The 22873-nt window shown below is 61.7% G+C and carries 24 protein-coding genes, 1 tRNA gene and 2 pseudogenes; 16 read left to right on the plus strand and 11 right to left on the minus strand.

Annotated elements, in window-relative coordinates; all coding sequences use genetic code 11:
- Window positions 1–131 precede the first annotated feature (131 nt).
- The gene (locus AC1DOG_RS16905; RefSeq protein ID WP_477929585.1) at window positions 132–1199 is read left to right on the plus strand and encodes an ABC transporter substrate-binding protein; all 1068 of its coding nucleotides are present in this window, start codon (window positions 132–134) and stop codon (window positions 1197–1199) included.
- Window positions 1200–1477: 278 nt separating this feature from the next.
- Window positions 1478–1882: pseudogene (locus AC1DOG_RS16910) on the plus strand (response regulator); the annotation flags it as partial.
- Between the two features lie 154 nt (window positions 1883–2036).
- On the opposite strand, the gene AC1DOG_RS16915 reads toward AC1DOG_RS16910, so the two are convergent.
- Window positions 2037–2237 (minus strand): hypothetical protein, encoded by a 201-nt coding sequence (locus tag AC1DOG_RS16915; RefSeq protein WP_112942864.1) that lies wholly within the window; start codon window positions 2235–2237, stop codon window positions 2037–2039.
- Window positions 2238–2564: 327 nt separating this feature from the next.
- On the opposite strand from AC1DOG_RS16915, the gene AC1DOG_RS16920 reads away from it, so the two are divergent.
- Genes AC1DOG_RS16920 through AC1DOG_RS16930 form a run of 3 tightly spaced genes read left to right on the plus strand, consistent with a single transcriptional unit; the run spans window position 2565 to window position 5527 of the window.
- Complete coding sequence (locus tag AC1DOG_RS16920) at window positions 2565–3509, plus strand: Bug family tripartite tricarboxylate transporter substrate binding protein (RefSeq protein WP_113009768.1); 945 nt, start codon at window positions 2565–2567, stop codon at window positions 3507–3509.
- A complete protein-coding gene (locus AC1DOG_RS16925; RefSeq protein WP_477929587.1) occupies window positions 3506–3997 on the plus strand; it encodes a tripartite tricarboxylate transporter TctB family protein in 492 nt (163 codons plus the stop codon). Before AC1DOG_RS16920 ends, AC1DOG_RS16925 begins: the two co-directional genes overlap by 4 nt.
- Window positions 3998–4009: 12 nt before the next feature.
- Window positions 4010–5527: a tripartite tricarboxylate transporter permease gene (locus tag AC1DOG_RS16930; protein WP_477929589.1), complete on the plus strand. Its 1518-nt coding sequence runs from the start codon at window positions 4010–4012 to the stop codon at window positions 5525–5527.
- An 85-nt stretch (window positions 5528–5612) separates the two neighbouring features.
- On the opposite strand, the gene AC1DOG_RS16935 is transcribed toward AC1DOG_RS16930, so the two are convergent.
- Window positions 5613–6218 (minus strand): dienelactone hydrolase family protein, encoded by a 606-nt coding sequence (locus tag AC1DOG_RS16935; protein ID WP_477929591.1) that lies wholly within the window; start codon window positions 6216–6218, stop codon window positions 5613–5615.
- A gap of 423 nt (window positions 6219–6641) precedes the next feature.
- Entirely contained in the window at window positions 6642–7304 is a 663-nt protein-coding gene (locus AC1DOG_RS16940) for a LysE family translocator (protein ID WP_477929593.1), read from the minus strand.
- Between the two features lie 98 nt (window positions 7305–7402).
- On the opposite strand from AC1DOG_RS16940, the gene AC1DOG_RS16945 reads away from it, so the two are divergent.
- On the plus strand, window positions 7403–7873 hold the full coding sequence (locus AC1DOG_RS16945; protein WP_477929703.1) for a DUF1801 domain-containing protein: 471 nt from the start codon (window positions 7403–7405) through the stop codon (window positions 7871–7873).
- A gap of 300 nt (window positions 7874–8173) precedes the next feature.
- Window positions 8174–8341: a hypothetical protein gene (locus AC1DOG_RS16950; RefSeq protein WP_477929595.1), complete on the plus strand. Its 168-nt coding sequence runs from the start codon at window positions 8174–8176 to the stop codon at window positions 8339–8341.
- A 261-nt stretch (window positions 8342–8602) separates the two neighbouring features.
- Here the strand turns inward: AC1DOG_RS16950 and AC1DOG_RS16955 are convergent, their stop codons facing one another.
- Window positions 8603–9718 carry a DUF475 domain-containing protein gene (locus AC1DOG_RS16955; protein WP_477929597.1) on the minus strand — a complete coding sequence of 372 codons (1116 nt, stop codon included), beginning with the start codon at window positions 9716–9718 and terminating at the stop codon, window positions 8603–8605.
- A 445-nt stretch (window positions 9719–10163) separates the two neighbouring features.
- Between AC1DOG_RS16955 and AC1DOG_RS16960 the strand changes: the two genes are divergently transcribed.
- Window positions 10164–10421, plus strand: coding sequence for a hypothetical protein (locus AC1DOG_RS16960; protein ID WP_477929599.1), 258 nt, complete (start codon window positions 10164–10166; stop codon window positions 10419–10421).
- Window positions 10422–10557: 136 nt separating this feature from the next.
- On the opposite strand, the gene AC1DOG_RS16965 is transcribed toward AC1DOG_RS16960, so the two are convergent.
- The gene (locus tag AC1DOG_RS16965) at window positions 10558–11121 is read right to left on the minus strand and encodes a dual specificity protein phosphatase family protein (protein ID WP_477929601.1); all 564 of its coding nucleotides are present in this window, start codon (window positions 11119–11121) and stop codon (window positions 10558–10560) included.
- A 294-nt stretch (window positions 11122–11415) separates the two neighbouring features.
- Here AC1DOG_RS16965 and AC1DOG_RS16970 point away from each other — a divergent pair, with 294 nt between their 5' ends.
- Window positions 11416–12168 carry a hypothetical protein gene (locus AC1DOG_RS16970; RefSeq protein WP_477929603.1) on the plus strand — a complete coding sequence of 251 codons (753 nt, stop codon included), beginning with the start codon at window positions 11416–11418 and terminating at the stop codon, window positions 12166–12168.
- 13 nt (window positions 12169–12181) lie between these two features.
- Here AC1DOG_RS16970 and AC1DOG_RS16975 read toward each other — a convergent pair whose 3' ends face one another.
- A complete protein-coding gene (locus tag AC1DOG_RS16975) occupies window positions 12182–12661 on the minus strand; it encodes a hypothetical protein (protein WP_018899780.1) in 480 nt (159 codons plus the stop codon).
- 217 nt (window positions 12662–12878) lie between these two features.
- Here AC1DOG_RS16975 and AC1DOG_RS16980 point away from each other — a divergent pair, with 217 nt between their 5' ends.
- Window positions 12879–13214: a hypothetical protein gene (locus tag AC1DOG_RS16980; protein ID WP_018899779.1), complete on the plus strand. Its 336-nt coding sequence runs from the start codon at window positions 12879–12881 to the stop codon at window positions 13212–13214.
- Window positions 13215–13369: 155 nt separating this feature from the next.
- Here the strand turns inward: AC1DOG_RS16980 and AC1DOG_RS16985 are convergent, their stop codons facing one another.
- The 3 genes from AC1DOG_RS16985 to cpdR1 form a co-directional block, all read right to left on the minus strand.
- On the minus strand, window positions 13370–13735 hold the full coding sequence (locus AC1DOG_RS16985; RefSeq protein ID WP_111563405.1) for a hypothetical protein: 366 nt from the start codon (window positions 13733–13735) through the stop codon (window positions 13370–13372).
- A gap of 231 nt (window positions 13736–13966) precedes the next feature.
- Window positions 13967–14041 (minus strand) — tRNA-Val (locus tag AC1DOG_RS16990).
- Between the two features lie 83 nt (window positions 14042–14124).
- Window positions 14125–14487, minus strand: a complete 363-nt coding sequence (cpdR1, locus tag AC1DOG_RS16995; protein ID WP_003542883.1) for a response regulator CpdR1 — start codon at window positions 14485–14487, stop codon at window positions 14125–14127.
- Between the two features lie 187 nt (window positions 14488–14674).
- Between cpdR1 and AC1DOG_RS17000 the strand changes: the two genes are divergently transcribed.
- The 5 genes from AC1DOG_RS17000 to AC1DOG_RS17020 all read left to right on the plus strand — a co-directional run bounded on the left by AC1DOG_RS17000 (window position 14675) and on the right by AC1DOG_RS17020 (window position 19568).
- Window positions 14675–15556 carry an N-formylglutamate amidohydrolase gene (locus AC1DOG_RS17000; RefSeq protein ID WP_477929606.1) on the plus strand — a complete coding sequence of 294 codons (882 nt, stop codon included), beginning with the start codon at window positions 14675–14677 and terminating at the stop codon, window positions 15554–15556.
- A gap of 72 nt (window positions 15557–15628) precedes the next feature.
- Entirely contained in the window at window positions 15629–15889 is a 261-nt protein-coding gene (locus AC1DOG_RS17005) for a hypothetical protein (protein ID WP_477929608.1), read from the plus strand.
- Complete coding sequence (locus AC1DOG_RS17010) at window positions 15886–16545, plus strand: nucleotidyl transferase AbiEii/AbiGii toxin family protein (protein WP_477929610.1); 660 nt, start codon at window positions 15886–15888, stop codon at window positions 16543–16545. The genes AC1DOG_RS17005 and AC1DOG_RS17010 overlap by 4 nt, the downstream gene beginning before the upstream one ends.
- A 289-nt stretch (window positions 16546–16834) precedes the next feature.
- A complete protein-coding gene (gene hisN / locus AC1DOG_RS17015; RefSeq protein WP_477929612.1) occupies window positions 16835–17608 on the plus strand; it encodes a histidinol-phosphatase in 774 nt (257 codons plus the stop codon).
- A 268-nt stretch (window positions 17609–17876) separates the two neighbouring features.
- Complete coding sequence (locus AC1DOG_RS17020) at window positions 17877–19568, plus strand: methyl-accepting chemotaxis protein (RefSeq protein WP_477929614.1); 1692 nt, start codon at window positions 17877–17879, stop codon at window positions 19566–19568.
- Between the two features lie 406 nt (window positions 19569–19974).
- On the opposite strand, the pseudogene AC1DOG_RS17025 reads toward AC1DOG_RS17020, so the two are convergent.
- Window positions 19975–20766 (minus strand): annotated as a pseudogene (locus tag AC1DOG_RS17025) (cell wall hydrolase); the annotation flags it as partial.
- Window positions 20767–20949: 183 nt separating this feature from the next.
- Entirely contained in the window at window positions 20950–21924 is a 975-nt protein-coding gene (locus tag AC1DOG_RS17030) for an alpha/beta fold hydrolase (RefSeq protein WP_477929616.1), read from the minus strand.
- Between the two features lie 472 nt (window positions 21925–22396).
- Here AC1DOG_RS17030 and AC1DOG_RS17035 point away from each other — a divergent pair, with 472 nt between their 5' ends.
- Window positions 22397–22864 (plus strand): Hsp20 family protein, encoded by a 468-nt coding sequence (locus AC1DOG_RS17035; protein WP_018899772.1) that lies wholly within the window; start codon window positions 22397–22399, stop codon window positions 22862–22864.
- The last annotated feature ends 9 nt before the right edge of the window (window positions 22865–22873 follow it).

A 22873-nucleotide genomic window follows, 5' to 3' on the forward strand; every position in this document is an offset into this window, starting at 1 on the left:
TGGTGCTGCTTGTCGCGCGCGACGGTTACGCCTTTGGGCGGGCATTGAGCATGTGCAGCATGGGGCAGCGGGCGAATGGGCACGGGTGGTGCTCCCTTGTGCCTGATCGCGCAGTCATGCATTCTCATTTCATGAGGAGACTGCCACTACTTGCGTTGATGTTGCTCTGTCCGGGCTTTGCTCTGGCAGAGCCGATTTTCTATCCGGCTGTGTCGGGCAATGCCGGGGCACCCGTGCTCGTCGTCTATTCCTCGCTCGACGAGCCGCTGGCGCAGCCGATGATCCGCGGATTTCAGGAAGCGAACCCCGATGTCGCCGTCACCTACGAGGACATGCTGACCGGGGAGATTTACGATCGCATCGTGCAGGAGACGGACGCGGGGAAGCCGACGGCGGATTTCGCCTTTTCGTCGGCGATGGACCTGCAGGTGAAGCTTTCCAACGACGGCTATGCGCAGCCGAGCAACCTGCCGATGAGCGGGATCTGGCCGAAATGGGCGAACTGGCGCAATACCGCCTATGCGCTGACCTTCGAGCCCGCGGTCTTCGTCTATCACAAGCCGAGCTTCGTCAACGAACAGCCGCCGAGCTCGCGCGCCGAGTTCGTCGATTATCTGAAGCGCAAGGGCGATGCGGTGCACGGGCGGATCGGCACCTATGATATCGAGCGCTCCGGCGTCGGCTTCCTGTTCATGGCGCGCGACCAGGAGCAGTTCGGCGATATCTGGTCTGTCATCGGCGCCATGGGCGCGGCGGGGGTGAAGCTTTATTCGACGAGTTCGGCAATCCTGGAGCGGGTGTCGGACGGGCGCTTCGTGCTTGGCTACAATATTCTCGGCTCCTATGCCGCCGATTGGGCAAAGCGCCATCCAGAGGTCGGCATCGTGCTGCCGAAGGATTATACCGTCGTCATGTCCCGGATCGGGCTGGTGCCGCAGGCGGCGGCCAATCCGGAGCTCGGGCGGCGTTATCTTTCCTTCTTCATGTCGAAGGAGGGGCAGACGATCATGGCGCGCGAGCTGCAGATCCCGGCCGTCAGCCCCGAGGTGACCGGCGAAAACACCGCCAACACCATGCAGGCGCTGCTCGGCGCGCAGCTGAGGCCCGTGCCCGTCAGCCCCGGGCTGATGGTCTATCTCGACCAGGTGAAGCGGGCGCGGCTGATCGCGCATTGGAACGAGGTGCTGCGCACGCAGTAAGTGCTAGATCAGTGTCGGATAAGCGCTGGGCGTGTTGTTTTGGTGCATTTATATCGGAGGGGTTGCATAAGTATATTTTCGCCCGATTTCATCGGTTTTGCCGGGAGATGCGGGATTTGTATTGAACATTTAAAGCCCAAAATTGGTATGGCGCGGCTACTATTCTTTTAACCCTCGGGCTCCATATTAGGAAATTGGAAAGGTCGGGAACCAATCGCGTCGTCAGGCGTTTTCGAGGTTCAGGCTGGCATGCATTCCACAGATATGGCCAAGGATATGGGCACTACCGCATGAATATTCTTATTGTCGAAGACGAATTGTTGATCGCGCTCGATCTCGAATCCATCGTCGAGGATCTCGGTCACACCGTCATCGGCCCGGCCCGAACGCTGGACGAAGCGCTGGAGCTTGCAGAGCAGGCGGAAGTGGCGCTGGTGGATGTTCAGCTTGCCGATGGCGTGACCGGCCCCGCGATCGCCGAGCGTCTCTCCAGCGAGCATGGCGTGACCGTCGTCTTCGTTACCGGCAATCCCGAGATGGTGCGCAACAGCCGCAGCGCCGTGGGCGTCGTTTCCAAGCCGCATTGGCCGGAGAAGGTATCGGAAGCGCTCGATTACGCTGCCGCCATCCGTTTCGGCAAATCGCTGATCTCGCCGCGCTTCCTGATGCCGCTTGCATCGTGAGCCGCAGGGCGGTTCTCTAAAATCTCATTTGTCTGATGTGAAAATAAGTCGGCTTCGGCGTCGTATGATGCCTTATGTGCGGACCGCTCGACAGCGTGCCCGCAGTGTTCACCGGGGATGGGTGGTTTGACCTATTCGCGCGACGCTCCGCTTGTCAGCGGAAGCGGCAGGGGCGCTGGGCGTTCGAGAGCAATTCCTGCTTCGTCGCAAACGAGCCGAACAGCTTGAAAAGGCGCTGCTCCTCTTCCTTTTCCAGCCGGTGACGGCGCGAAAAATCGGCGACGCTCCACACTTCCCGCAAGCGGTCATTCTGGCGGTCGTCGTTGATCTGGTTGATGTCGATGTGCGTGCTCATGGCGCAAATTCCCCTATTACTTTCGTCTAACGTCGAAGGGCGACAAGGGTTCCCGACGTCAATCAGAAATCTGCAGTTTCGCTGCACGAATTCGAATTGCGGCAAAAAAGTGTCCGTCGTGACTGGATAAGCGCAGGGTGTCAGCTAAATGACAGCTTGTTGTGGTCCCTTTTGACGAACTTCAACTCCGTGGAGGCGGATAGGGGAAGTTTCGGGAGGAGTTTAGCCAGATATTTCGGATGCGTTTTCGCGTCCGTGTGCGCTGTCCTTCCCGATCCGATCGAGAACAACGCGCGGTCACCGACCGCGCATTTGGAGGACAGTCTCTTGAAGCATATTTTCCTGACCAGCATTTTCGCGGCTGCCATCGCGCTGCCGGCCTATGCCGCCGATTACACGATCATGGCGCCTGCCGCTCCCGGCGGTGGCTGGGACCAGACGGCGCGCTCGCTGCAGACCGTGATGCAGAAGGAAGGCATCTCGGGCAACGTTCAGGTGATGAACGTTCCGGGCGCCGGCGGCACCATCGGTCTCGCCCAGTTCACCGGCCAGAACAACGGCAACCCGAATGCGCTGATCGTCGGCGGTTATGTCATGGTCGGCGCGATCCTGACCAACCAGTCGCCGGTGACGCTGAAGGACGTGACGCCGATCGCACGCCTGACGGGCGAATACGAGGCGATCGTCGTGCCCACGTCCTCCGACATCAAGACGATGGGCGATCTGGTCACCAAGCTGAAGGCTGATCCGGGTTCGGTTTCCTGGGGTGGCGGCTCTGCCGGCGGCACCGACCATATCGCGGTCGGCCTGATCGCCAAGGCGGCGGGTGTCGATCCGACGAAGATCAACTATGTCGCCTTCTCGGGCGGCGGCGAAGCGCTGGCGGCTATCCTCGGCGGCCAGGTGACGGCGGGTGTCTCCGGCTATGGCGAGTTCGAATCGCAGGTGAAGTCGGGCCAGCTGCGCCTGCTCGCGGTCTCCGGCGACGAGCGCATCGAAGGCGTGGACGCGCCGACGCTGAAGGAGGCCGGCATCGATGTCAGCCTGCAGAACTGGCGCATGGTCGCGGCCGCTCCCGGCCTGACACCGGAGCAGACTGCTGCCGTGACCGCCGATTTCGACAAGCTTTCGAAGTCCGCCAGCTGGCAGGAACTGCTGAAGACCAAGGGCTGGGCCGACACCTATCTCGCCGGCGACGCCTTCAAGGCGCAGCTCGACAAGGATGTCTCGGCGACTGAAACGATCCTCAAAGACATCGGACTTGTTCAATGAGCATGGGTAACCAACCCGTGGCAGAAAAGCGCCGCCCCGATTGGGCGGCGCTGGTCATTGCCATCTGTCTCTTCGCCGTGGCCGCCGTCATGCTGTGGGATGCCTCGCATATGCGCGTCATCGCCCAATATGACCGCATTGGCCCGGCAACCGCCCCCAAGGTCGTCGCCTTCGGGCTGATCGGGCTCGGGATCTGGACCGTCTTCGAAGCCATTCGCGGCGAGTTTCCCGAGCGCGAGCGCCAGGAAATCGCTCCCGTCGTCTGGGTCGTTGCCGGCCTTGCGGCGCAGATGCTGCTTTTGAAGACTGCCGGTTTCTCGATCGCGACCGGGCTCATGTTCGCCTTAACCGCGCGCGGCTTCGGGCAGCGCAAGCTGTGGTACTCGATCCCCTTCGGCATCGTCTTCAGCTTCATCGTCTGGGCGATCTTCTCGCAGCTCCTGAAGCTCACGCTGCCCGCCGGGCCGCTCGAGCGACTGTTCTTCTAGGATCTTGATGCGATGAATACCTTCGAATTCCTGTTCCAGGGCATCCTGGTCGCCATGCAGCCCATCAACCTGCTCTATGCCTTCATCGGCGTGACGCTGGGTACTGCCGTTGGCGTTCTGCCGGGTATCGGGCCGGCACTGACCGTGGCGCTTCTGTTGCCCGTGACTTACCAACTCGATCCCGCGGGATCGCTGATCATGTTTGCCGGTATCTATTACGGCGGCATGTATGGCGGCTCCACCACCTCGATCCTGCTCAACACGCCGGGCGAAAGCGCCTCGATCGTCACCGCGCTCGAGGGCAACAAGATGGCGCGCGCCGGCCGCGGCGGGCCGGCGCTGGCAACGGCCGCGATCGGCTCGTTCGTCGCCGGCCTGATCGCCACGCTCGGCCTTGCCTTCATCGCCCCCTATATCGTCAAGCTGGCGCTGGTGTTCGGCCCGCGCGAATATTTCGCGCTGATGGTGCTTGCCTTCGTTACCGTGTCGTCGGCCTTCGGGGATTCGGCACTACGCGGTCTTACCTCGCTGTTCATCGGCTTCGCGCTCGCCATGGTCGGTATCGACCAGCAGACGGGGCAGGCGCGGCTCTCGTTTGGCGTCCCTGACCTGCTCGATGGCGTCGAGGTGACGACGCTTGCGGTCGCGATGTTTGCAATCGGCGAGACGCTCTATATCGCAGCCCAGGGCAACTCCATCGAGGAGAAGGTCGAGGCGGTGAAAGGCTCGCTGTGGATGACGGCGGAGGACTGGGGCCGCTCGTGGAAGGCGTGGCTGCGCGGCACCGCGATCGGCTTTCCGATCGGCGCGATGCCGGCCGGCGGCGCCGAGATCGGCACTTTCCTGTCCTACGCCACCGAGAAGAAGCTGGCGAAGAACCCGGAGGAATTCGGCCACGGCGCCATCGAGGGCGTCGCCGGACCGGAGGCTGCCAACAATGCATCCGCCGCCGGCACGCTGGTGCCGCTGCTGACACTCGGCCTGCCGACGACGGCGACGGCGGCAATCATGCTGGCCGGCTTCCAGCAATACGGCCTGCAGCCGGGGCCGCTGTTGTTCGCCAACAATCCGCAGCTCGTCTGGGGCCTGATCGCCAGCCTGCTGATCGCCAACGCCATGCTGCTCGTCTTGAACCTGCCGATGATCGGGCTCTGGGTGCGTCTGCTGACCATTCCGAAGCCGTGGCTCTATGCCGGCATCCTGCTGTTTGCGACGCTCGGGACCATCGGCGCCAATCCTTCCGTGTTCGAGCTCGGCATGCTGCTCGGCTTCGGCGTGCTCGGCTATATCATGCGGCTCTTCGGCTATCCGATCGCGCCTGCGGTGGTGGGCCTGATCCTCGGGCCGCTTGCCGAACAGCAGCTGCGCCGGGCGCTTGCCATCAGCCAGGGGGATGTGACGACGCTCGTCATGTCGCCGATCGCGGCGGGGCTTCTGATCGTGGCCGCCGCCGCCTTCATCATCCCGCTGATCCTGCGTCTGCGCGGGCGCGGGCAGGTGCTGTCGCAGCTGGCGGCCAACGAAGACTGAGGCCTCATGCCGAAATAAAGAAAAAGACTGCCCAAACCCCTATCTTTCACGGCCGGCGATGGACACATCCGCCGGCCGTTTCTGTTTACGGCAGGCCGTCGCCGGCGCCGTTGACGTGTCGGAGGAAATCGAGGACGCGGCGGGTGAGCACTTCGGCGGCGTCGGAATCCCAGGAGGGGAGTGAGCTGTCGGCGAAATAGTGCTGGTCGCCGGGGTATAGGAAGAGGCTTGCGTCCTTCACGTGCTCCAGGATCTCCCGGGCGGCATCGATATCGCCCTCGCGCATGAAGATCGGATCGGCATCCATGGCGTGGATTTGCACCGGCACACCCTCCGGCCAAGGCCCGAAGGACCACTCGCCAGAGATCGGCAGGCAGGCGTGGAACAGAAGCGCGCCGCGCGCGCCGGGCCGCGTCTGCGCCAGCTGCTGCGCCGGCACGACGCCAAAGGAGAAGCCGGCATAGACAAGCTCGGCCGGCAGATCATCGGCCAGCCTGACGCCGCGCTCACGCAGTGCATCGAAGCCAGTGGCCTCAATATAGGCCATGCCCTCGTCGATGCTGGCGAAGACGTGGCCGTCGAAGAGATCGGGCGTGTGCACGACATGGCCGGCGTCGCGCAGGTGATCGGCAAAGATGTGCATGCCCGGCGTCAGGCCCTGGGCGTGGTGAAAGAGCAGGACTTCGGCCATGGGTTACCTCCGGGAGGGGTAGGTATGGCGGGGGCGGGGGAAGTCCATGGGGGCGATGTTTCGTCGACGCCAGAGCCAACGGCAAGGTTATCTAGAAATATGCCGGAGCAAAAAACCCGGGTGGCGCGTCAGGTGGATCGACCAACTTGCTTTTGAAGCAAGCGGCATGCGCAAACCAAGCCTGCCAGTTTCCATCGGCGGTTTCAGCGGTCAGGCGGAGTGGGTCGGGAGACGTGGGCTCAATGCCGCTGCCGCAAAGGCAACAGGGACCCCATTCGACCTGCTGTTCGTTTCCCGACATTCGGCTTCCTTATCGGCCCGGCGGAATGGCTCATCACTCGTAGGCTTTGATCGCGACTTAGAGTTTTATGCCATAGTCGTTGTTCTCTTGCTACCAACAGGCGCTAAGGCGGCAGGGTTACCTCACCGCGCTGCCGAGGGCATCGGCGAAGGACTGCCTGACAGGAGAAGGCGGATGCCGAGGCCGACCATGATGATGCCGGTGAAACGTTCCTGCCATGCCAGCAGTTTCGGCCAGCGGTTCAGGAATTGGCCGACCGAGCCCGAGGCAAGGGCGACGCCGCCGAGCGAGAATACGCCGATCAGCTTCTGGATCGAGCCGAGAACGAGGAGCTGCAGCCAGACCGGGCCTGCATTTGGATCGACGAAGAGCGGCAGGAAGGTGAACATGAAGAGCAGCGATTTGGGGTTGGTCAGGCTGTTGATGGCGCCTTCGCGCACGGCTCTCCAGCCGGATACCGGCGTCGCCTTTGGCGCGCCGGTCGCGTGGTTCTTGAAGCTGCCCCGGATCATCCTGACGCCGAGATAAAGAAGATAGATCGCGCCTGCCCATTGCAGGATCTGCAGGGCGGCGGGATAGGCGGCCAAAAGCGACGCCAGCCCCAGAACCAGAAGGGCAACCTGGATCGTGCCCGCCACGAAGATATTGCCGACGACCGTCAGCACCGCCACCTTGCGCCCCTGTCCGACACCGCGCGCGATGATCAGCATCATGTCGGGCCCAGGCGTGATCTCGAGCACCGCGAGGGCGGCGAGGAAGGTGAGGAATGTCGAGGTGTCTGGCATCGGGCGCGATCCATGATTGGGGATGGTCGCTGATAGCATTGCGGTGGGCGTGCGGCTATCGGGATGTCGGCTCGAGGAGCATTGGGCGCGCGGATTTTCTGGCGGGGCGGACATTTCCACTCGCTGTTGCTAATGTCGGGGAAGCAATCATGGAGGGACTGATGAGCGCGCCCAAGCTTTTGTCCGGCGGCAATCCGCAGATACCGAAGGGGGAAGGGGATGCCCCGGTTCAGGCGTACATCGCGGCGATGCCGGGGTGGAAGAGTGCTTTGGGGAAGGAACTCGATGAGCTGATAACCGGGCTCGTTCCCGATCTGCGCAAGGCCGTGAAGTGGAACACGCCGCTCTATGGTGCTGCTGAAGGCGGTTGGTTCCTGGCGTTTCACTGCTTCGATCGGTACATCAAGGTGACGTTTTTCAAGGGCGCATCGCTCAATCCGCTGCCGCCTGTCGGGTCCAAGCAGGAGGGAGTGCGGTATGTGCATCTGCATGAAGATGAGCGGTTCGATGCGGATTTGCTGAAGGGGTGGATTTTGCAGGCGGTGGCGTTGCCGGGGGAGGTGATGTGAGGTTGGTTTGGGAGGTTTTGTTGAGGCAGCCTTTGCGCCCGGAGCCCCCTCATCCGCCCTTCGGGCACCTTCTCCCCGTGGGGGAGAAGGGAAAAGCGGCACCCTCCGCGGTCTCTTCCCCTCWCCCCAGCGGGGAGAGGGTAGGGTGAGGGGGGGCTACGGGCCGGGGCCTGGTTTTTAGCGCCTTTCGCCCCCACCCCGCCTATTCCCGCATGGCTGGGTTGAAATCCCGGCGGTTGTGGTTCCCGCCTCGCGCGCCCATATATGAGCAGTCAATCATATGCTAGAGAAAGAAAGACAATGTCCTTCCGTCAGTCCATTCGTGATGGCTTCCTTGGCCGCGCCTTTGCGATGATCGGTGCCGCGAATGCCGCCAGCGCCGCCGCACAAGCCGGCCGCCGCCCCCGCGAGCGCGATCTCAACAAGCTCGGGATCGATCCGAGCCTGTTCGGCCGTATCAATCACTAGGCCTGGAATTAACAGACGGTCTTTGACCGCCTGACACGAAACAGCCCGCAACCTTTCGGTCGCGGGCTTTATTTTTGTCCGAGACGGCCGCCGCATTCTCTCCCTCATTCTCCCCCTCGTGGCGGGGATCCAGCCAACCCAAGTCCTTGGGTTGGAAAGAGCCTCTTAGCGTCGCGGACGCGACGCTGCTGGATCCCGGCACAAGGCCGGGATGAGGGGTGAGGACGAGGTGGCCGCTGCCAGTCGTCAGGATCGCCCAGCTCAGGTCTGCGCCTGGGCCTGCTGTTCCTTTTGCGCATGCGTCTCGCCATGCGCCTGCTCTTCGGCCTGTTCCTTCCTGTTGTAGCGGATGGAAGACCAGAGCGAGATGCCGATCAGGGTCGCGCCGCCCAGCCCCGTGATGACTTCGGGGATGTGATACAGCGTCTGCACGTACATGATCACCGAGAGGATCAGGATGGCGTAGAAGGCGCCGTGCTCGAGATAGCGGTATTCGGCAAGCGTTCCCTTTTCCACCAGCATGATCGTCATGGAGCGCACATACATGGCGCCGATGCCGAGGCCGATGGCGATGACGAAGAGGTTCTGCGTCAGCGCGAAGGCGCCGATGACGCCGTCGAAGGAGAAGCTGGCATCCAGCACTTCGAGATAGATGAAGGCGCCGAGGCCACCCTTGGCGGCGGCGCTCATCGTCTTTTGCGAGGCATCGAGCAGGCCGCCCACCACCTCGACCGCGAGGAAGGTCAGAAGACCATAGATGGCGCTATGCACGAAGGTGCTGGCTTCTTCTTCCGGCAGGAAGGAGGAGAAGACCAGGATGAGGGCCAGCACGAAGGCGATCTCGATGCCCTTGATGGTGGCCGAGCGGGCCATCATGCGTTCGAGGCCTGCTATCCAGTGCACCTCCTTCTCATGGTTGAAGAAGTAGTTGAGGCCGACCATCATCAGGAAGGTGCCGCCGAAGGCCGCGATCGGCAGATGTGCGTCGTTCATGATGCGGGCATATTCGGCAGGCTCGCGGGCGGCGAGAACCAGCGCTTCCCATGGGCCGATCTGCGCCGCGATGGCGACGATTGCCAGCGGGAAGACGATGCGCATGCCGAAGACGGCGATGACGATGCCCCAGGTCAGAAAGCGATGCTGCCACTCCGGCGTCATCTCCTTCAGCTTGTTGGCGTTGACGATGGCGTTGTCGAAGGAGAGCGAGATTTCGAGCACGGCCAGCACCGTACAAATGAAGAAGACGGTCGCCATGCCGCCGATCGTGCCGGTCGTCTGCCAGCCGAGGGCCGCGCCGAGCGCGAGGCCGACGGCGGTGACGATGAAGGACCAGGTGAAGTAGCTGAGTGTCGATTTCGTCTTGGTGGGGGTGCTCATGAGCGAACCTCCCCACTGATCGCGGTGTTCAAGGGCGTGGATACGCAAAGAGGATGCGACATACCACAACGGGCATGCGCATGAGGCATGGTGTGCTTTTTCATCGAATGAAAATCCGCCGGCTTATCTGCAGGCGGTACCGACATCACGAGAGCGCCGTAAAAACTCTCGCCAGAGGGGCCCGGCACCAGGTTGCCCGTCGGCCGATGTCTGAGGCCGAGGGATGTTCACAGAGATAGTGAAGTTCGCGGCTCAGTCAAGATCGGGCTGGGGCGCGTGATCGCTTTTCTCGGGAACCATCCGGCGCTCCGGTCGTTAGGTCCTCAGTTGCCCGACAGATGTGTCGCCGATGGGCCGCCGACTTCAGTCGCGGCGCGCTCGGTGTGCGGTCGGGAAACGGAGCCAGTGTAAAGCGAAGAGTGCAACGATAAGGGAGAGGACGACCATGCCGACCCATAGCCACGTTCCAGACACCCATATTCCCGACAAGCGCACGCAAGCGGCCGACCGCATGAAGCGAGCAAAGCCGAACCGGATGAAGACAGCCCAGGTGATGCCGCCGCATCAGGTTGATTTGACGCTGACGCCGGGGGTTCACCACGACATCCACGTACCCGCGCATGTGACGGGTGGAGATTTGTCGCGAGAGGGGCCGATCACGAGCGACGACAAGGGCTCCGACAAGGGCGACGCAAATAACTGAATTCCAGCCGATAGCGAGAGAGATAGATGACCGTAAATACCGTGCCCGTTGACCTGACCATGAAGCATGAGAGCGAGTGGCGGGCTATCAGAGTTATTGCCGTACGCGGCGCCGAAGGCGCCACACTCGGTTCGCGTCAAAACCCGATCGTTTCCTCAAACGCGTCCCAGGAGCGGGTGAGTTCGTAGCGGCCGATGCCGGGGAGGGCGAAGTGGCCGAAGTAGGGGCTGAGCTGGAATTCGGCGAAGGTCTCGCTGAGCTTGCCGACGGCGCCGACATAGATCGCGGAGGCGAGGCCCGTGCGATTGGCGCCGTGTTCGCAGTGGATGAGGAGCGGTTTCGGCGCATCCGCCATCAGCTTGGCGAGGCGCTCGGCCTCGGGGATCGGCAATAGCTTCGACGAGGACATCGGGAAATCGATCAGGGTGATGCCGGCCTTTTCAGCGGCGGCCGCCTCATTGCGGTACCAGTCGGTGCGCTCCTCGTCGCGCAGGTTCACGATCGTCTTGATGCCATAGGTGTCGGCATAGGTGGCGATATCGGAGCCGCTCGGCTGGGCGGAACGATAGAGCTCGCCGGGGATGACTTCGTGGAAATTTCCCGTGAGCTGGCCGATGCCGGCATGGCCGAGGACGAGGAGCACCGCGCCGAGCGCGAGGCCTGCCGGCCACTTCAGAAATCTCAGATATCGTCGCGTCATGCGTTTACTTCTTTTAAGCAGCCATCGTGGCTTTCCATCATCGCTGTCGCAGCGATCACGCCTCAGATAGGCAGCTGGATCGAGCCATGCCAGCGTTTTCGAAGACCAGCCCCATCAATCAAATGTGAGCGGAGAACTCTAGCGAGCAAATGGCGCGATGATGTGGCGGCGGGGGCAAAGGTAACGTGCCAGGCGAAATTTGCTGGGCGAAACTTGCCGGGGGCAAATGGCGCTTGCCAACCTTTCGGAAAGGATTGCGCGGCGATAATCGGCCATCACGGGAATCGGGACGCCATGGCCAAGACAGCGACACGCCGCAAGACATCGACACGCTCGCGGGCGGGAGCGAGGAAGAGCGGAGGCGGCAGCCCGCTTCCCTGGGTGGTCGTGGGTGCGCTCGCCTTCGGCGGCATCGCCGTTTACGACAACTGGAAGAGCGTGAAGCCGTTGCTCGCCTCTCATGCGCCTTCGGCCTCGCGGCCGGTCAGCGTGGCGAAGAGCACGCCGCGCGAGCGCGATGCGGTGCGTGAGGCCATCAAGGATACGAGCCGGGATACGGGACCGAGGCAGACGGCGTCGATCGCGCCGGTCTCGAGGATCATTCCGCCGGCGGCCGTGCCGATCCCGTCGTCCAAGGGGCCCGTCGCGGAAAAGGCGGAGCCGGTTTCGATTTCGCCAGCGTCCATTTCACCGGCGCAGACGCAATCCGCCAAGGCTGCCTTCGGCTATTGCGGGCAGGGCGAGCATATCAACTGCGTCGCCGACGGCAGCACCTTCTGGTACAAGGGCGAGAAGATCGTCATCGCCGATATCGTCAGCCCAGGCATCGACAATGCGCGCTGCGACGGCGAGCGCAAGGCCGGCTTCGCGGCCAAGCTCCGGCTGCTCAATCTTCTGAATGCCGGATCGTTCTCGATGAACGCCGCCGGCCAGCCCGACAAGGGGGCCGCCCCCCGGGTCATCTCGCGCGACGGTCGCTCGATCGGCGCGCAGCTGGTTGACGAAGGCCTGGCGCGCAAGCCAGGCAAGGGCGCCTGGTGCGCCTGAGGATCGTCTAGGCTTACTTCTGCTTCGGTGCCTTGCCGTTGGTCTTGAAGACTGCGGAGAAGGCGGTGTCGGTGCTCTTGGCGCTGCATTCGATCGCGACCGGCTTGCCGTCATAGGGGTTGCCGAGCGTGCAGCTTCCCGAGACCTTGACCTGACCGGTCATCTTCTGGCCGGCGCCCGTCACCACCATATCGAGCGGCAGCGTGACGTTGCCCGCTGATGCCGGCTTGATCTTGGTGCCGTCGCCCTGGAAGCCGAGCATCTTGCCTTCTGCGGAAAAGATGAAGGTGACCTGACCGTTGACCAGCGTGACGCTGGCGATCTCGTTCTGGCAGGGCTTGGAGACATCGACCTTGCCGACGACGAGCTTGCTGCATCGGCCGGCCAGCGTCAGCGCGCCAGGGGCGCCTGGGAAGTTCTGCTGTGCGGTGCCCGCTGCCTGCGCGATCGATGCCGACAGAAGTGCGCCGGCGGTCAGGATTACCAGTTTCATTTCAATACCTCGTCATGCCTAATCGTAACGCCACAGCACCGAGGCCATGACATTCTACTGTGTTCGAAATTGGTCAGCACGCTAGACTTTCAATGTCATGGCACACAACTTCGCAGCCCAAGAAAAGCCACCAGAAATGGCTGCCGAAACCACTTTTACATATGCTCATCCGATAATAAGACCGTCGCGCCCCGTGTGGGGCGTTTTGAGGGGAAACATGAGAAACATCACGCTGTCGGCGGTCTCCGCCATCGCATTTCTGGCATTTGCAGGCGTCTCTCACGCGGAAGACCTGGTCTTCACGCTGAAGAACGGCACCAACTCGGTGCTCACCAATTTCTACACCTCGCCCGTTGGCGTCAACGAGTGGGAAGACGACGTCTTCGGCAAGCAGGTGCTGAACCCGGGCGAGAGCATGGACATCACCATCGGCGACGGCCGCGACGTCTGCAAATACGACATGAAGTTCGAGTTCGAGGAAGGCTCCAACCTCGACACGACCACCGACACGCAGAACCTCTGCGAAATGGGCTCCTATACGATCCACGAATAAGCGTTCGCGCAGTTCGCTCGACATGAAGAGGTCCGGCCCAACCGCCGGGCCTCTTTTCGTTTCAGCGCCTGGCTTGCGCGATGCCCGACAGCAAAACGCCCCGGAGACCGGGGCGGTGGTTGCTGCTTTGGTGCCGGGCACAATGCCCGACATCGTTAACGGCAGACGCGGATGCTTTCCATGTGGTAGCCGCCGTCATAGGCGTTCTGCACCTGGCGATCCTCAAACCAGCAACGCGGCGGGGGCGGCGGTGGCGGGTCGATATAGCGCGGGCCGGAATTGCCGTTGGCAATCGCACCGCCGATCAGGCCGCCGATGACGCCGGCCGCAAGACCACCGGCGATGACGGCGCCATCATTGTGATGACGGCGGCGCGGGGGCGGCGGGGGTGGCGGCTGGTCGCGGTAACCATAGCCCGGCGGGCGACGGTCGTAATACTGCGCCATTGCTGGCGCGGTGGTCGCCAGGACGCTGCTGAACGTGGTTGCGGCAACCACAGCGTACAGAGCCATCTTCTTCATTCGCATGCGTCTCCGTTAAGATCGAGAGGCTCGATAGCCACTCAACATGCCCAGAAGATGGCATTGGTTGGCTTAATGGATTCTGAACGAGGTTGGGGTGTGGATGCGGTATTTTAGGGGATCGCTTTTTAGCATTCCTGGCAGGTTCTCCGGCGCTCTGCGCGGATATCCGAAACGAATAAGGGCTCAGCGATTTCTCGCTAAGCCCTTGACTATTCAGTCTAATCTGGATGGTGGGCGTGACAGGGATTGAACCTGTGACCCCTACGATGTCAACGTAGTGCTCTCCCGCTGAGCTACACGCCCATCCGATGTCGGCGCATAGACCACAAACCTATTTGGCCGTCAATAGGCCTTTTTCAGATTTGTGACATGGGCCCACAGAACCCTTAGGCCGCAAGCATTTTATTGACTTCGTCAACGAGGTCGCGGAGGTGGAAAGGCTTGGAAAGGACCTTCGCGTCCTTCGGTGCCTTCGAATCAGGATTGAGTGCCACGGCCGCAAAACCGGTGATGAACATCACCTTGAGGTCGGGATCGAGTTCGGTGGCGCGGCGCGCCAGCTCGATGCCGTCCATTTCGGGCATGACGATGTCGGTGAGAAGAAGGGAAAAGGGTTCTTCGCGAAGGCGGTCGTATGCGCTGGCGCCGTTGTCGTAGGACAGGACCTTGTAGCCTGCCTTTTCGAGCGCCTTCACAAGGAAGCGGCGCATGTCGTTGTCGTCTTCTGCAAGAAGTATCTTCTGAGTCATTATCCAGACCGCTGATCAGTGGAATTTATGCGTGAGTATTGGTCATTTACACTAGATTTCGGCCGGTAAACAACCGGTGAAGCGCCTGTGCAAAGCGTCATCCCCATGAGATAGTATGGACTTGGCGGCCTTCAACTGGCAACATGGGCGATATAGCTGCCTGCCAGCATGGTTAAGAGGGAAACAGGTGGACGAGATTCCCGCGTACGAGCTTTTTGAGATACGGGAACCCGCGTCGCATACCATTCCATTCGTCTACAATTCCCCCCACAGCGGCCRCATCTATCCGCCCGAATTCATCGCGCAATCGAGATTGCAGGGGATTTCGATCCGCCGCTCGGAAGACCATTATGTCGACGAGCTGTTTTCGGCGGCCGGTGCGCTTGGGGCGCCGCTGCTTCTCGCCAATTTTCCGCGCGCCTATCTCGACGTCAACCGCGAGCCATACGAGCTCGACCCGCGCATGTTCGACGGGCTGTTGCCTGCCTACGCCAATATCAACTCGCTGCGGGTGGCCGGCGGGCTCGGGACTATCCCGCGCATCGTTGCCGAGAACATGGAGATCTACGCGCGTCGCCTGCCGGTGCAGGAGGCGCTCGATCGGATCGAGGCGGTCTACAAGCCCTATCACGCCGCACTTCGCCGGCTGATTGCGCGCACGCATGTGCAGTTCGGCTTCGGTGTGTTGATCGACTGCCACTCGATGCCGGGCAATATCCGCGTCGCCGGCGCCACCTCGCGGCCGGATTTCATCATCGGCGATCGCTACGGCACCAGCGCTTCTGCTGAGTTGTCGCGCATGGCCGTCAGCATCTTCGAGGAGATGGGTTTCGCCGCGATCCGCAACAAGCCCTATGCCGGCGGCTTCATCACCGAGCACTACGGCCGCCCCTCGCGCGGCCTGCACGCGCTGCAGATCGAGGTCAACCGCTCGATCTATGTCGACGAAGTGACGCTAGAGCGCCGCGCCGATTTCCCGCTCGTGGCCGCCGCGATCACCTCCTTCATGCGCCAGATGGCCGACTACGTCGCCAAGTTCGCCGGCGATACGGCGCTGGCGGCGGAGTAGGGCGGTTTTCCGAGCGCATTGACGCTTGGTCCGGGCAGCTCTATTTTTGGCTATCGGTCAATGGTGGTGACGATGGATATCGCAGCTACGGTTTTGGGGACTGTCAATGCGCCTTACGGGCGCAAGCTGACGGCCGCCGAGCTGGCGTTTTATCTCTCGCATATGGATGAGGCGAAGACCGTACCCGGCCACATGTCGTCCTTCTTCGCGGAAGTGACCCCGCAGCTTCAGGCGGCGTTCGCGGCCTCTGTCGGTATCCCATTGCCTGAATTGGTGGAGGCCGCCAGGGCGTTTTCCGTCTATTCCGGCGAAACCTACCCGTTGGCAGCGTGACGATCGGCGGTCCTCCGGATTGGAGGCGGCTTTTTCGCATCGCGACAAGCCTGATCGATCAGGTCAATCGCGCCTATCCTATCATCGACGAGTGGTCCTTCGGTGGTGGCACCGCGATGATGCTGCAGATCGAGCATCGTGACAGCCATGACGTCGATATTTTTCTGCCAGATCCTCAAGTGCTGGGCTATCTCGATCCCGTGAAAGCCGAATTGAAATTTGATGTCGTTCCCGACGGGTATGAAGGAGATGGCGTCAAGTTCCAGAAGTTCGCCTTCACTGGGGTCGGGGAGATCGATTTTATCGTTGCTCGTGGGCTGACGTCCGTTCCCTATGCTCGTATGTCCGTCGAGAATGCGACCGTACTTCTGGAGACGGTGCCCGAGATCGTTGCCAAGAAGATCTATTATCGCGGAGCGTCCATTCGACCCCGTGACATTTTTGACATTGCCGCCGCTGCCGAGAGCCATGAGCGCGAGCTCGTTGAGGAACTTCGGCGTTATCGCCCGCATGTCGAGGCAACGTTGTCAGCGATCGCCGGGCTCAATGTCGATTTCGTCTCGGCCGCTATCGCCCAACTGATGATCAGGCCGGCGTTTCAGCATGTCGCGGCGACGGCGATCCAGCGTACTAATACTGTCTTGAAGATGGTGTAGCTTTTCCGCGTCAGAGTTGCGGACTTCAGCCGTTCCTCTTGGTTGCCATTCCAACCCGACAAAAAAAGACCGCCTTGCGGCGGTCCAAGTCTAGGGAGGAAACACCCAAGGAGGGTATTTACAGTCAGAAGACTGTAGGGAGACGCTACTATTGCAGTGCACAATTGTCAATCATTTTATTGCGGTGCGCAAAATATGTGCAGCCGGCTAAAAGTTGCTGCTTCCGTTTGCAAAATGAGGCTTTTCGGCTATGGAAAGCGGCATCGACAGTCTCACACGGATGTCCCTCATGTTTCCTGATCGCACCTTCTTCAATCGCCTCGCGGAAGCCGCCAAGGCCGAGACGCTGCCGCGGTTTCGCTCCGGGACCGGCGTGACGAACAAGCTTGCGTCGGGCTTCGACCCCGTCACCGAGGGCGATCGGGCAGCGGAAGTGGCGATCCGGGCGCTGATCGAACAGCATTTTCCCGAGCACGGCATTCTCGGCGAGGAGTTCGGCAATGTCGGGCTCGACCGCGAGCATGTCTGGGTGATCGACCCGATCGACGGCACGCGGGCGTTCATCTCGGGCGTTCCCGTCTGGGGGACGCTGATCGGTCTCTACAGAGATGGCCGGGCGATCATGGGGATGATCGAGCAGCCGTTTACCGGCGAGCGCTATTTCGCCGACGAGAGCGGCTCCTATTACACCGGTCCCGAGGGCGAGAAGCGGCTTCAGGTGCGTGATTGTGCCGGGCTTTCCGATGCCATCCTGTTCACCACCTCGCCGCATCTCTTCGCGGGCACCGAGATGGAGCGCTATCGCGAGATCGAGAGCCAGGTGCGGCTCTTCCGCTATGGCACCGATTGCTACGCTTATGCGCTTCTGGCGGCCGGGCATATCGATCTCGTCGTCGAAAACGGCCTGAAGCCCTACGACGTCGGCGGCATCATTCCCGTCATCGAGAAGGCCGGCGGCATCATCACCACCTGGGATGGCGGGCGGCCGGAGAATGGCGGCTCGGTCATCGCTGCCGGCAGCCAGGCGGTCTATGATGCTGCGGTGGCGATCCTGCGCCGCTAAAGCAAGGGTTGTACAAAAGCGGACGGCATCAGGTCTGGTTTTGTTAGATGTAGCCCATGTTCAATAGCATCGGTTGCTCGTCGATCGATGCAATCTCCCATTGGTTGTTTGTTTGCGAAAACATGCGGTTACTTGTCTCACAAGATGCCCGCATGGGATGAACATTAATCGAACGGAAAGAATTCGCTGCAAATCTTGCCGCTGAAATGAATGTATTTGGATCTTTGCCTTTCCGGCGGTCCGCATTTCGGTTTTGAGGCAAATTATAATGCAGCTTTTTTCTTTCGGATCCGCGACCGGTGCCAAGGCCGTTCTTGATGCCGTCAGCCGTTCCCAAGCCGTGATCGAATTCGACATGGCAGGCAACATCCTCTTCGCCAACGAGAATTTCTGTCAGGCGATGGGCTACCGCGCCGACGAGATCATCGGCCGGCATCACAGCATTTTCGTGGACCCGGAAGAGGCGAAGAGCGCGGATTATGCCGCGTTCTGGAAGCAATTGAACAAGGGCGAATTCGATCGCCGGCAGTACAAGCGCATCGGCAAGGGCGGGCGCGAAGTGTGGATCGAGGCCTCCTACAATCCGGTCTTCAAGGGGAGCGCGCCCTACAAGGTGGTCAAGTTTGCCACCGTGATTACCGATACGAAGCTGAAGAGCGCGGAAGATGCTGGCAAGCTTGATGCGCTCTCGCGCGCGCAGGCGACGATCGAGTTCACGCCCGACGGCCATATCCTGACGGCCAACGAGAATTTCCTGAAGACGCTCGGCTATACGCTGGAGGAAATTCGCGGGCGGCATCATTCGATGTTCTGCGATCCGGCCTATGCCCAAAGTGCGGAGTATAAAGAATTCTGGCGCAGCCTGGCGGCCGGGCAGTTCGCCGCCGACGAGTTCGCGCGTATCGGCAAGGGAGGCCGCAAGGTGTTCATCCAGGCCTCCTATAACCCGATCTTCGACATGAGCGGCAAGGTGTTCAAGGTCGTCAAGTTCGCGACCGATGTCAGCGAGCGGGTGCGGGCCGTCAAGGAGCTCGCCGTTGGCCTGCAGGCGATGGCGGATGGCGACCTCGACCAGACGATCGAAAAGCCCTTCATCGCCTCGCTGGAGACGCTGCGCACCGATTACAACTCCTCGATTGGCCGGTTGCGGTCGGCGATGCAGGCGATCGCCAGGAACGCGACGCAGATCGCATCGGGAACGCGCGAGATCAGTGCGGCGTCCGACGATCTCGCCCGCCGTTCGGAATCGCAGGCTTCGTCCGTGGAAGAAACCGCAGCGGCGGTGACCGAGATTTCCACGACCGTGTCCGACTCGGCGCGCCGGGCAGCGGATGCGGGGCGTCTTGTCGATGACACGACGAAGAGTGCGCAGGATTCCGCCGATGTCGTCAGGCAGACGGTGGACGCGATGGCGCGCATTGAGCGTTCCTCGACCCAGATCGCCGGCATCGTCAGCGTCATCGACGATATCGCCTTCCAGACCAATCTCTTGGCGCTGAACGCCGGCGTCGAGGCGGCGCGTGCCGGGGAAGCCGGCAAGGGCTTCGCGGTCGTGGCACAAGAGGTGCGACAGCTGGCGCAGCGTTCGGCCGATGCGGCCAAGGAAATCAAGGCGCTGATCCACGATAGCGAAGCCTCGGTTCGCGATGGGGTGGCGCTGGTCGACAAGACCGGTGCGGCGCTGGAAGCGATCGCGTCGCGGGTGCTGCAGGTGCATGACAACGTTTCCGGCATCGTGGTGGCGGCGCGCGAGCAATCGCAGGCGCTGGGCCAGATCAACGAGGCCGTGATGTCGATGGATCAGGATACGCAGCGCAATGCGGCGATGGTCGAGCAGACCGCGTCGGCGAGCCGCAAGCTCGCGGCGGAGGCGAGTGCTCTGTTCGAGCTGATCGGCCAGTTCAAGGTCGGCGACGAGCGAAGCGCGCGCGGCATGGCGCCGCTGGCGAGAGTGGCCTGACGATCGCGATCTGGCGCGTCAGCGATGACGCGCCATAGACCGGACATACAGACAGACAAGCAAAGAAAAAGGGTTCCGCCGGCAGGCTGGAACCCTTTTTTGTTCGATCGTCTCGGTAGGCCTGAGATCAGCCGCCGATGCCGCCGCGCATGCGGGCGGTGTCGAAGGCCGGTGGGCGCGGCGTCGGCACGGCCACGGCGGTCGGGACGGTGTAGGCAACGGCCTCGAAGGCGGCCGGCGCCGGCTCGGACGGGACATAGGCCTGCTGGACCGGAACCTGCAGCACATGCTGCTGCTTGGTCTGGGCCTGCTGCGGCTGAGTCTGCTGGAAACGAGCCTGCTGGAACTGCTGCTGAACCTGGGCCGGCTGCAGCTGGGCGGTCTGGACTTGGCCCTGCGCCTGGCCCTGCTGCACCTGTGCCTGCTGAACCTGCGGCTCTTCCATGCGGACCGCTTCCGCGGTCGTCTGCATGGGGGCGGCCTGTGGCACGGGGACGCTTTCCGGTGCTTCGTAGGCGGTTTCGACGACGCCCTCAGCCATCGGGATCGGCTCGCGGGCCGGCGAAGAAGCTGGTGTCAGCAATTCGAACTGTGCCGCCATCTGGCTGTGAGCGGGCACGAAATTCATCGCGACTTCGTAGGCGGGGAGCGGCGAAGGGGTCTGCAGCTCGCCATCGGCGCCGCGCTTCTCGTAGAAGGCATTGCCGCCGGCAACCGTCACGTAGTGCATGTTGTCGTAGGGGAACTTCATACCGTCGGTATGGAAGAACATGGCTTCCTTGACGGCGGGATTGCGCTCACCCTTCAGGAGTGCGTCGGCGGCGGCGTTGAGATCGGGCTCCGCCTGTGCCTTGACCTCACGGGTCATGACGCCGGGGGCGAACTGCTTGGCCTGCGAAACGACGCCGCAAATGGACTTGGGATAAGCCGGCGATGTCAGTCGGTTCATCACGACGCTGCCGACAGCCATGTAGCCGTCGTGGTCGGAATGCAGCGATTCGAAATACATCGCCCGCTTGAGGCAGGCTCGGTCTTCCGTCGTGTAATTGTAGGTGACCTTACCGGGCGTGCCGGTATGCAGACGCTTGGTCGTCTGAATGCTGCCGGTGGTCTTTGGCGTGCTCGTGCACCCCGTGGCAGCTAAGCCCACAATCATGATCCCGAAGAGAGATCGTCCCAATACGTAATGCGCCCTCAACGCCAGGTGCCCCCTATGTGATTAGTTCAGCCCTTATCGAAAAAGTGAGTAACTATTATCTTACAATCGTAAAAATTCAAACACCGCGTTACATTTTTGTCTCAAAATGTGATCGGGCCGGCCGGAACCATGCGATTTCGGAAGTGCTCGCTGGGGATCGGACCTCAGTAATGGTGCTTCGGCTCAAGTGCCGAAGCCCTCGAATTCTTCGGAAACCTCGGCATCCGCGCCCGGAATGAAGGCGTGGAAGGCGGCGAGCGCCGCTTGCCGGTAGACGTCGCGTTCCTGCAACACTTCGTGACGAGCGCCGTTGATCGGCACCAGCTGGCCTGCGCGGAAATAGCGCGAGAGACGCTCCTGGGCGATGTAAGGCACGATCGTATCGCGCGTCGGGGCTATCACGACGGTCGGGATGGTGATCGAAAAGAGGTGGTTCGGCGCGGTGACGCGCTCGATGGTCTTGAAGGATTCGACCAGCCAGCGCGCGGTGGGTGGGCCGAGCGTCAGATCGGGATTTGCCTCAGCAATCGCGACGTTGCGTTCGAAGCGGACCTCGTCCGATGTCAGCGGATTGTCGCGGAAGGGCTTTTCCCTGAGCTTGCGCGACAGCGGATGCGACCCGAGGCCGAGCGCGCAGGCCGCGGATGCGAGCCAGCGGATGGTGCCCGCCGAGGCGGCCTGGCCGGAGAGGCCGATGAAGGGCGCCGTCAGCACCATGCGCTCGATGCGCGTCGTCAGATAAGGAGCAGCCGACAGCGCGATCAGCGCGCCGGTCGAATGCGCCAATATATAGAAGGGCAGGCGGGTATCGGGCAGCACGACTTTTTCGAGGAAAGTGTCGAGGTCGTGCTCGTAGTCGACGAAGCGGCGGACATGGCCGTAGTGACGCTTCTTCAGCATGCGGTCGGAATTGCCCTGGCCGCGCAGATCGAAGGTGGCGACCCAGAGGCCCTTGTCGGTCAGGTCGCGGATCGTCTCGTAATATTTCTCGATGAATTCGTTGCGCCCGTGCAAAAGCACGACGGTGCCCTTGGCGACGGATGCCTGGGAGCGGAAGACGGCGTAGCGCAGCTTCAGGCCGTCATGCGTCTCGAAGAAGCCTTCCGTGCGATTTTCCGGAACCGGATTGCCGGGTGTCGAAAACAGAACCTGTTCCATAGCCGTCAGCGCGCGCCCTTCGAAAGGATTCGGGATTGAAGTAAAGCGGATAGGCGATCGGCCTGTCAAATCAAAGAAAAAAGCGTTCCCGAGATGCGCGTCGCCCGCGCCCGGTCAAAAAAGTGGCCGGCATGCGGGACCTGAGGGGAGCGCAGTGCCGGCCGGAGATCGGGCTGAAGACGAAGGGACGATACACTCCAGCCATCGAGCCAGTGTAACCCGATGACGCAATCATTAGGTCCGCGCATCTGAACGGATGCCGAACCGGGTGTTCATGCGCGGTTCACTGTGGCTGGCCGTGGATTTTCAGTGGTTGTGGGCGGCTCTTCGAAAGGGTCTTGAAGTCCGAAAAAGCCATCCCCATCTCATGGTAGCGGACGCCAGAACGGGTCCGCGGAACCGTCCCGAAACTGCCGATCAAGGGGTTTTTGGGGCAATTTATCGCAATCAGTCGCTTCCTCAGGAGGACACCATGCGTCACGTAGACTTCTCTCCCCTCTATCGTTCCACCGTCGGTTTCGACCGTCTCTTCACCATGCTCGACAGCTTGGGCCAGCCCGACCAGGGCCAGACCTATCCGCCCTACAATATCGAGCGCACCGGTGAAAACACCTACCGCATCACCATGGCCGTCGCAGGTTTCGACGAAACCGAAATTTCGATCGAAGCGCAGGCCCATGCTCTCACCGTCAAGGGCGAGAAGAATGAAGACAATGCGGAAGGCTCCGAATTCCTCTATCGCGGCATCGCCAAGCGCACTTTCGAGCGTCGCTTCCAGCTTGCCGACCATGTCGAGGTGACGGCTGCTTCGCTGAAGAACGGTCTGCTCCACATCGACCTTCTTCGCAGCATTCCCGAGGCCATGAAGCCCCGCAAGATCGCGATCGCCGCCGAGCCGGTGAGTGCGCCGAAGGCCATCGAGGCCCAGGTCACCAACTAAGTCACCAAC

The organism is Rhizobium sp. 01N48, assembly GCF_056399145.1.